The sequence below is a fragment of the Vannielia sp. ABF1_015 genome, from assembly GCF_056160745.1.
Genome location: NZ_JBSWXT010000004.1, coordinates 219,186 through 225,265 on the forward strand (window position 1 = coordinate 219,186; position 6,080 = coordinate 225,265).

General features: G+C 64.7%; 7 protein-coding genes. 5 read left to right on the top strand and 2 right to left on the bottom strand.

Features of this window, described 5'->3' with window-relative positions; translation table 11 throughout:
• Nucleotides 1–43: 43 nt before the first annotated feature.
• Together ACXAG6_RS20150 and ychF are read right to left on the bottom strand one after the other, a co-directional pair.
• Nucleotides 44–394 (bottom strand): hypothetical protein, encoded by a 351-nt coding sequence (locus ACXAG6_RS20150; protein WP_475339734.1) that lies wholly within the window; start codon nt 392–394, stop codon nt 44–46.
• A 66-nt stretch (nt 395–460) separates the two neighbouring features.
• Complete coding sequence (gene ychF, locus ACXAG6_RS20155) at nt 461–1,558, bottom strand: redox-regulated ATPase YchF (protein ID WP_475339736.1); 1,098 nt, start codon at nt 1,556–1,558, stop codon at nt 461–463.
• A 138-nt stretch (nt 1,559–1,696) separates the two neighbouring features.
• Here ychF and ACXAG6_RS20160 point away from each other — a divergent pair, with 138 nt between their 5' ends.
• The 5 genes from ACXAG6_RS20160 (at nt 1,697) to ACXAG6_RS20180 (ending at nt 5,947) form a co-directional block, all read left to right on the top strand.
• Nucleotides 1,697–2,080 carry a hypothetical protein gene (locus tag ACXAG6_RS20160; RefSeq protein ID WP_475339737.1) on the top strand — a complete coding sequence of 128 codons (384 nt, stop codon included), beginning with the start codon at nt 1,697–1,699 and terminating at the stop codon, nt 2,078–2,080.
• Nucleotides 2,064–2,693 (top strand): hypothetical protein, encoded by a 630-nt coding sequence (locus tag ACXAG6_RS20165; protein ID WP_475339738.1) that lies wholly within the window; start codon nt 2,064–2,066, stop codon nt 2,691–2,693. The genes ACXAG6_RS20160 and ACXAG6_RS20165 overlap by 17 nt, the downstream gene beginning before the upstream one ends.
• A gap of 75 nt (nt 2,694–2,768) precedes the next feature.
• Nucleotides 2,769–3,188: a VOC family protein gene (locus tag ACXAG6_RS20170; RefSeq protein WP_475339739.1), complete on the top strand. Its 420-nt coding sequence runs from the start codon at nt 2,769–2,771 to the stop codon at nt 3,186–3,188.
• A 117-nt stretch (nt 3,189–3,305) separates the two neighbouring features.
• On the top strand, nt 3,306–4,532 hold the full coding sequence (locus tag ACXAG6_RS20175; protein ID WP_475339740.1) for a putative DNA modification/repair radical SAM protein: 1,227 nt from the start codon (nt 3,306–3,308) through the stop codon (nt 4,530–4,532).
• Entirely contained in the window at nt 4,532–5,947 is a 1,416-nt protein-coding gene (locus ACXAG6_RS20180; RefSeq protein ID WP_475339741.1) for a UdgX family uracil-DNA binding protein, read from the top strand. Before ACXAG6_RS20175 ends, ACXAG6_RS20180 begins: the two co-directional genes overlap by 1 nt.
• The last annotated feature ends 133 nt before the right edge of the window (nt 5,948–6,080 follow it).

Here is a 6,080-nt window from a genome sequence, read left to right on the forward strand (position 1 = left end):
CCCCCTTTCGGTTGCCTCGTTCCGGCCCGAGTTGCCGCGCCCTTTAGCTAGCGTCGATCATCAGGCACTTATAGCGGCGCTCAGTCTCTTCCACCGTCTTTTCGGCCACGGCATTGATACGGGCCGAGATCTGGCGGCTGGAGGCGGTGCCGTTCACGATGTGGCCCGCCGCCCATTTCGCCACGGCTGTGAGCTGGGTGTCGGTGTAGCGGTGCGCCTTCGTGGCCCGCGCCTTTGCATCCGCGCCGGGTGCACAAAGATAGGTCAGCGCATCGCCGTCCGAATTGCGAAACCGAAAGCGCTCGCGGTCCGGGTAGGCGGTGCTGATGAGAGCATCCGTGGTGCAGCCTGCAAGCAGAAGTGCAACGACAGCGATGGCAGCAAAACGTTTCATATCAATCCCTTACAAACTCATACTCTTCAGGAAGCCACACCCGCTTGCGCGGCAAACCCGGCTGCCTCAGCCCGAATGCAGGAAGTGCAGCACATCGCCATCCTGCACAATATATCCCTTGCCCTCGGCGCGCATCTTGCCCGCCTCCTTGGCCCCCTGCTCGCCATTGCCTGCGATGTAGTCCTCGTAGGCTATGGTCTCGGCGCGGATGAAGCCCTTCTCGAAATCCCCGTGAATCACCCCTGCCGCTTGCGGCGCTGAGGTGCCTGACGGGATGGTCCAGGCGCGGGCCTCTTTTGGACCGACAGTAAAGTAGGTTTGCAGGTGCAACAGCTCGTATCCGGCCCGTATGAGCCGGTCGAGCCCGGCTTCCTTCAGCCCGAGCTCCTCCAGAAACATCTCGGCCTCTTCAGCATCGAGCTGGCTGATCTCTTCTTCGATCTTGGCCGAAATCACCACAGCACCGGCACCTTGCTCGGCGGCCATCTTCTCGACGGCGGCAGAGTGTTCATTGCCGGTCGCGGCCTCATCTTCGGCCACGTTGCACACGAAGAGGATCGGCTTGGAGGTCAGCAGTTGCAGCAATTGCCACGCGCGGGCGTCTTCGGCATCCACATCCACCGTGCGGGCCGGTTTGCCGTCTTCAAGCGCTGCCTGTGCGGCGGCCAGCAAGCGATCCTGCTGGGCGGCTTCCTTGTCGTTGCCCTTGAGCTTGCGCACCAGGCCCGCGCGGCGCTTTTCGATGCTTTCAAGGTCGGCGAGCATCAGCTCGGTCTCGATGGTCTCGGCATCGGCCACAGGGTCCACCCGGCCTTCCACGTGAGTCACGTCGCCATCTTCAAAGCAGCGCAGCACGTGAGCAACGGCGTCGCATTCGCGGATATTGGCTAGAAACTGGTTGCCCAACCCCTCGCCCTTGCTGGCGCCCTTCACCAGCCCGGCGATGTCGACAAAGGTCATCCGCGTGGGAATGATCTGCTTGGAGCTCGCAATTGCCGCCAGCTTTTCCAGCCGGTCGTCCGGCACCGCCACCTCGCCCACGTTGGGCTCGATCGTGCAGAACGGAAAGTTCGCCGCCTGCGCCGCTGCCGTGCGGGTCAGCGCGTTGAACAGCGTCGACTTGCCCACGTTGGGCAGCCCCACGATGCCGGTTTTGAAGCCCATTTCATTGTCTCCCGTGATCCGAGCCGCCTTCTAGGACGCGCAGGGCTGAAGGGCAATGCCCGCTTGGCGCTTGCACCTGAGACCATGGCGCTTAGAACGGTCAGAGCACCATCAGTCACAGCCAATCAGACGAACTTCATGCATCGCCTTTTCCGCCCCACATGCATTGCCCTTCTGGCCGCCGCGCCCACCTTTGCCGTGGCGCAGGACGAGGCCTTCTTTTTCCTCGTCACCAGCGCCCAGCTTGCCTGTCTGCAACAGAACGCCGAGGCCTATGCGCCTGCTGAGGGTCAAACCGCCTTTGTGACGCTGGCCGACTGCGGCGAGGCCCCGCCCGCAGCGCCCGCCGACACGGCACAGTTCACCACGCCCGATATCTCCCTTTTCGACGCCGCCGAAGCGCCCGATGCCGTGGTCGCCCTCTCGGCGCAGGATTTCACCTGTCTCGCCGGGATCGAAATTCCGCAAAGCGCCGGGCTGCTGGCCTTCTACCCGGAGCGCTGCGATGTCCAGCCCCGCTGAGCCCGCCCCCGCTGCCACGGCTGAGGAGGCCCCCGCACGCCGCTCGCGCATCCGGCGCTTCTTCAAGCCCGAGATGGATATCGACACGCTGGCGCATCTCTTCACGCTGGTCGTCGCCGTGGCCGGGATGGCGAAGTTTTTCTACGATCAGGACCTAGCCCTGAAGGCCGAGAACCGCGCCCGAGCCATCACCTACATCAACGCCTATACCGAAGAACCCCTGCTTGGGTCGCGTCAAGCGCTCTATGATTTCTGGGCCGGGCAGCCCGAGCTTGTCGCCATGCTGCGCAACCAGTCGCTCACCCCCCGCAACTATGCCGCCATGCTCGCCGCATCGGTCTTTCGCACAGGGGCCGAAGAGCCTATCCGCGAGCCGCTTCTGGTGCTCGACAGCTTCTACTCACAAGTCAGCTTCTGCGAGAGCGGCGGGCTTTGCGATACCGGCATCATCGACAGCTATTTCTGCACCCACGCCCGCCGCGATGCACAGGCCTATGCGCCATTTTTCGAGCATCTGCGCAGCCAGAGCGGCGACACCCGGATCGGCCGCGAGCTGGACGCCTTCGCCGCGCGCTGCACCCCGCCCTCCGACCCCGCTACACCCACCGGCTGATCTCGGCCTATCGTCAGTTGACGGCAGCTGGGCTTGCCGCTTATGTTGATATCAACACTTATGAGGAGACGCACAATGGAAGCCACCCCCTATCTCTTCTTCAAGGGCACCTGCCGCGAGGCCTTTGAAACATACGCCAAGGTTTTCAAAACGCCCGCGCCCGAGCTGATGAATTTCTCCAGCCTTCCTGAAGAGGATAAGGCGCACATGCCTGGCGTGCCCGATGATGCGGTGATGCACGGCTCCATGAAGATCGGCGACAGCCTCGTTTACGGCTCCGACGACCTGATGGGCGAGTTCACCCCCATGGCCGGCTGCTCCATGGCCGCGACCCTCCCCGACGAGGCCGCCACCCGCGCCGCCTTCGAGGCTCTCTCAGAGGGCGGAGAGGTGCGCATGCCCCTCGCACCCATGTTCTGGACACCCCTCTTCGGCACCCTCACCGACCGCTTCGGAATCCGCTGGATGGTGATGGCCGAGGGCGAACCGGCCTGACGCTTACTCACGAAACGCATACGGGCGGCGTACCCAAGCGCCGCCCGTATGTCATAGTGCATTGCCCTCCCAACCCTGTGACTGGCATGTTTCGCAAAAGGAACATATCAGGAACACATGACCAAACGCACCCTCCAAGACAAGCTCGCGATTCTCGCTGACGCCGCCAAGTATGACGCCTCTTGCGCGTCTTCGGGCGGTGACAGGCGCAACTCGAAAGACGGTAAGGGCCTTGGCTCTTCCGGCGGCGCTGGCATCTGCCATGCCTACGCACCCGATGGCCGTTGCATCTCGTTGCTGAAGATCCTGATGACGAACTTCTGCATCTACGATTGCGCTTACTGCGTGAATCGCGTCAGCAGCCGGGTGGAACGGGCGCGCTTCACGGTCGAAGAGGTGGTGAGCCTCACCGTGGAGTTCTACCGCCGCAACTATATCGAGGGCCTGTTCCTCTCCTCCGGCATCATCAAGTCGCCGGATGACACAATGGCCGACATGGTCCGCATCGCCCGGACCCTCCGCCAACAGGAAAACTTCCGCGGCTATATCCACCTCAAGACGATCCCCGACGCCTCCCCCGAGCTGCTCGACGAGGCAGGCAAATGGGCCGACCGGCTCTCGATCAACGTCGAGCTGCCCACCGAGAAGGCCCTCACCTCCCTCGCCCCCGAGAAATCCGCCCAGCAGATCCGCACCGCGATGGCCGGGGTCCGCGCCCGCCGGGAGGCAGCGAAGGAGCCCACCTACAAGGGCCGCAAGGGCCGCTTCGCTCCGGCGGGCCAAAGCACGCAGATGATTGTCGGTGCCGATGCGGCAAAGGATAGCGACATCCTCGCCAATTCCTCCAACCTCTACGCCTCCTACAAACTTTCCCGCGTCTACTACTCCGCCTTCTCCCCCATCCCCGACGCCTCCAAGGTGCTGCCGCTCATCCGCCCGCCGCTGCAACGCGAGCACCGGCTCTATCAGGCCGACTGGTTGATGCGCTTCTACGGCTTCGACGCAGGCGAGATCGCGCCCAAGTCCGGCATGCTCGACCTTGAGATCGACCCAAAGCTCGCCTGGGCCCTCGCCCATCGTGAGGCCTTCCCGGTCGATATAAACACCGCCCCCCGCGAAGCCCTGCTGCGCACCCCCGGCCTCGGTACCACCAGCGTCAAACGCATCCTTGCCGCCCGCCGCCACCGCACCCTGCGCTACGATGACCTGCTGAAGATCGGCTGCAACCTGAAGAACGCCAAACCCTTCATCACCTGCCCCGGCTGGTCGCCACGCGGCCTGACGGATGAGGCAAACCTGCGCGCCCGCTTCGCCCCCCCGCCCGAGCAACTCTCGCTGTTCTGATGCTCACCGTTCGGCTCCCGAAAATCGGTTCAATCGCCGCATGGCGCGGCGAAGCGCGCCGCCTCGCGGCAGAGGGCGTGCCCGCTGAACACGTCCGCTGGACGCAAGACGACGCGCAAGATCTCTTCGCCAGCAACGATGCGCCGCGCGCCGCACCGGTCGAAATTCGCCTTTCGAGACAGGCCCTTTTGGATATCGAAAGCAGCCTCTACCACCGCGACCCTCAGCGTTTCGCCCGTGCCTACGCCCTCGTCCTCCGTCTTGGCCGGGGCGAGATCCGCTGGGGCGACCGCGCCGACGACGCGCTGCTCAAACTGCTGCACCAGCGCAAGGAGGTGGGCCGCGACATCCACAAGATGCACGCCTTCGTCCGCTTCAACGAGGTCACGCCGCAAGGTGCCAACCGCCGCGCCTTCGCCGCATGGTTCGAGCCCGACAACCCGATCACCGAAGCCGCCGCGCCCTTCTTTGCCAAGCGCTTCGGCGATATGGATTGGGTCATCGCCACGCCCATCCTCACCGCCCGCTTCATCGCAGGCGCGCTCTCCTTTGAGGAAACCGCCGAACACACCCGCCCCCCCGAGGACGCCAGCCACGACCTCTGGCGCACCTACTACGCCAACATCTTCAACCCGGCGCGGCTGATGCCTGCGGCAATGCGCTCGGAGATGCCCAAGAAGTATTGGAAGAACCTCCCCGAGGCTCGCCTCATCCCCGAGCTGATCCGCACCGCCCCCGCCCGCGCCGCCGAGATGCAGGCCAAGCTGCCAAGCATCCCGCCCGCCTTCGCCGCCAAGGCCGTCGCCACCCGCGCGCCAATGCCTGAAGGCGTCACCCCCGACACCTTCAAGCAGCACCTCGACGCCTGTACCCGCTGCCCCATCGGCTGCCGCGCCACGCAAGGCGTGCCCGGCGAGGGGCCGCTCTCCGCTCGCATCATGGTCGTGGGCGAGCAGCCGGGCGACTCCGAAGACCTCTCCGGAAAGCCCTTCACCGGCCCCGCCGGGCAACTCTTCGATAGCTGCGCCGCCAAGGCCGGGCTCAGCCGGCAACAAACCTACGTCACCAACGCGGTGAAGCACTTCAAATTCACCCCACGCGGCAAGCGCCGCCTCCACCAGCGCCCAGATGCGGATGAGATCGAACATTGCAAATGGTGGCTCGACCTAGAGCGCGACTGGGTCAAACCCCGCCTGATCCTCGCCATGGGGGCCACGCCTGCCCTCGCCCTCACCGGCTCATCCCGCAACATCACCCGGCGGCGCGGCATGATCGAACACACGCCAGACGGCACCCCCGTGTTGCTCACCACCCACCCGAGCTACCTCCTGCGCCTCCCCGAGGCCCAGGCCCGCCAAGAGGCCGAGGCCCGCTTCACCGCCGATCTCGCCCGCGCGGTGAAAATCTGCGCCTGATCCATTTTCTTGCTGCAAATATCTCCGGGGGTGTGGGGGCAACGCCCCCCCAGCCTTCTTCGTATGGCCCTGCCTCCCCCGCCCCACTCCAACAAACCCCCCCAGACCCACCCCAGGACCAAACCATCAACCA